Source organism: Burkholderia sp. HAN2018 (genome assembly GCF_024704855.1).
Lineage (GTDB): Bacteria > Pseudomonadota > Gammaproteobacteria > Burkholderiales > Burkholderiaceae > Burkholderia > Burkholderia cepacia.
The window spans coordinates 1-1,782 of record NZ_QOBB01000480.1; the positions used below are offsets into that span (position 1 = coordinate 1).

Sequence of the window (1,782 nt, forward strand, 5' to 3'; positions counted from 1 at the left end):
CGGAGGCGACGGGCGGTGCAGGCGGTGCGGGCGGCGTGGATGCGGCCGATGCCGCGGCGCTCGATCTCGCCGACCGGTCCGCCGCGGCGCCGGCCGATACCGCGAAGCCGTGGAAGCTCGACGTGCAGGACGCGTTGCGCGCGAGCCGCTATCGCGACGGCGCGCACGCCGGGCGCAACCAGCTGTCGGTCGAATTCGAGTACGGGCAGTGGCTGACGCCGACGTTCGCCGCGCACTTCTCGATGCGCTTCGACCGCTTCGATCCGCTCGGGACCTCGCGTACGTCGTCGCGCGACGTGACGCTCGTGAAGGAGGCGTACGCGAGCTGGCGCGCGGCGCCGACGTTCGTCGTCGACGCGGGGCGCGTCAACGAGCGGCTCGGCGCGGCGATCGGCTACAACCCGACCGACTTCTTTCGCGCGGGCGCGGTGAGCCTCGACGTGCCGCCCGATCCGGACAGCCGCCACACGAACCGGCTCGGTACGGTCGCGCTGCGCGCGCAGCAGGTGTGGGACACGGGCTCGCTCGCGGCGCTGCTGTCGCCGCGGCTCGAGCGCCGCAGCCTGCCGGGCGATCCGGCCGCATCGTCCGACCTGCAGCGCACCAACGGCGTCGATCGCTGGATGCTCGTCGCGAGCCAGCGGCTCGCCGCGACGATCCAGCCGCAATGGATCGTCTACGGCGAAAGCGGGCAGGCGCCGCAGTTCGGCCAGAACCTGAGCGTGCTGCTCGGCAACTCGGTGGTCGCCTACGTCGAATGGGCGGGCGGCTACCGGCGCTCGCTGATCGCGCGCGCGACCGGCGCGGCCGGCGACAGCGCGTTTCGCACGAGCTCGTCGGTGGGCGCGACCTGGACGCTGCCGATCGACCTGTCGCTGAGTGCCGAATTCCAGAGCAACGGCGGCGGCGCGGATGCGTCGCAATGGCGCGCGCTGCAGCGCGCGAACCCGGCGGCCTGGGGCAGCGCGGTGCAGACGTCGATCGCCGCGCAGGAGCTGCAAACCCGTCACGGCGTGTTCCTGATGGCGACATGGCGCAATATCGGTGTGCGCCGTCTGGATCTGTCGGGTTTCGTGCAGGCCGATCTCGGCGGCGGCCGGCAATACTGGCTCGAGCTGCGGCGGCGCTTCGACCGGTTCGACATTGCACTGCAGTGGCTGCATCAGGGCGGCCCGTCGTGGAGCCGCTTCGGTGCGATGCCGGAGTCGGCCAGCGTGCAGGTGCTGGGCATTTTCTATCGATGAAGCAAGGAGAGTTCGAATGAGCAAACGCGCGCTTCAGGCGGCGACCGCCGTGCTTGCGCTGGTCCCGTCGATCACCGGGGTGCTCGGCATGATGGGCATCCACGATCCGTTGTACGCGTCGCTCGGCATCGCGCTGCCGGCCGACGCGACGCTGGACGGCAACCTGCGCTTCTACGCGGGCGTCTGGCTCGGGCTCGGCCTCGCGGCGTTCTCGGTGATCCCGGGGATCGAGCGCCAGGGACGGCTGTTCGCGACGCTGTGGACGATGATCTTCCTCGGCGGCATCGGACGGCTGATTTCGCTCGCGACGCTCGGGCTGCCGTGGCCGCCGTTCGTCGGCTTCACGGTGCTCGAAGTCGTCGGCGCGCCGTTGTTCATCGCGTGGCAGCGGCGCGTGGCCGCTCACGCAATCTTGGGGAACGCGCATGCATGACATCGACATCGATATCGCGAGACGCGCCGCGCCGGTGCGACGCCTTTGGCGCGCGTGCGCGCGCCTCCTGGCCGGCGCCGCGCTGCTCGCCTGCGTCGGCCTGGC

Annotated in this window: 2 protein-coding genes; both read left to right on the forward strand. The window is 71.4% G+C overall.

Going from position 1 to position 1,782, the window contains the following annotated elements; genetic code table 11:
- The first annotated feature begins 35 nt into the window (after positions 1-35).
- A complete protein-coding gene (locus DPV74_RS41165; RefSeq protein ID WP_240440118.1) occupies positions 36-1,244 on the forward strand; it encodes a hypothetical protein in 1,209 nt (402 codons plus the stop codon).
- A 16-nt stretch (positions 1,245-1,260) separates the two neighbouring features.
- Complete coding sequence (locus DPV74_RS41170; protein ID WP_060195724.1) at positions 1,261-1,677, forward strand: DUF4345 domain-containing protein; 417 nt, start codon at positions 1,261-1,263, stop codon at positions 1,675-1,677.
- The last annotated feature ends 105 nt before the right edge of the window (positions 1,678-1,782 follow it).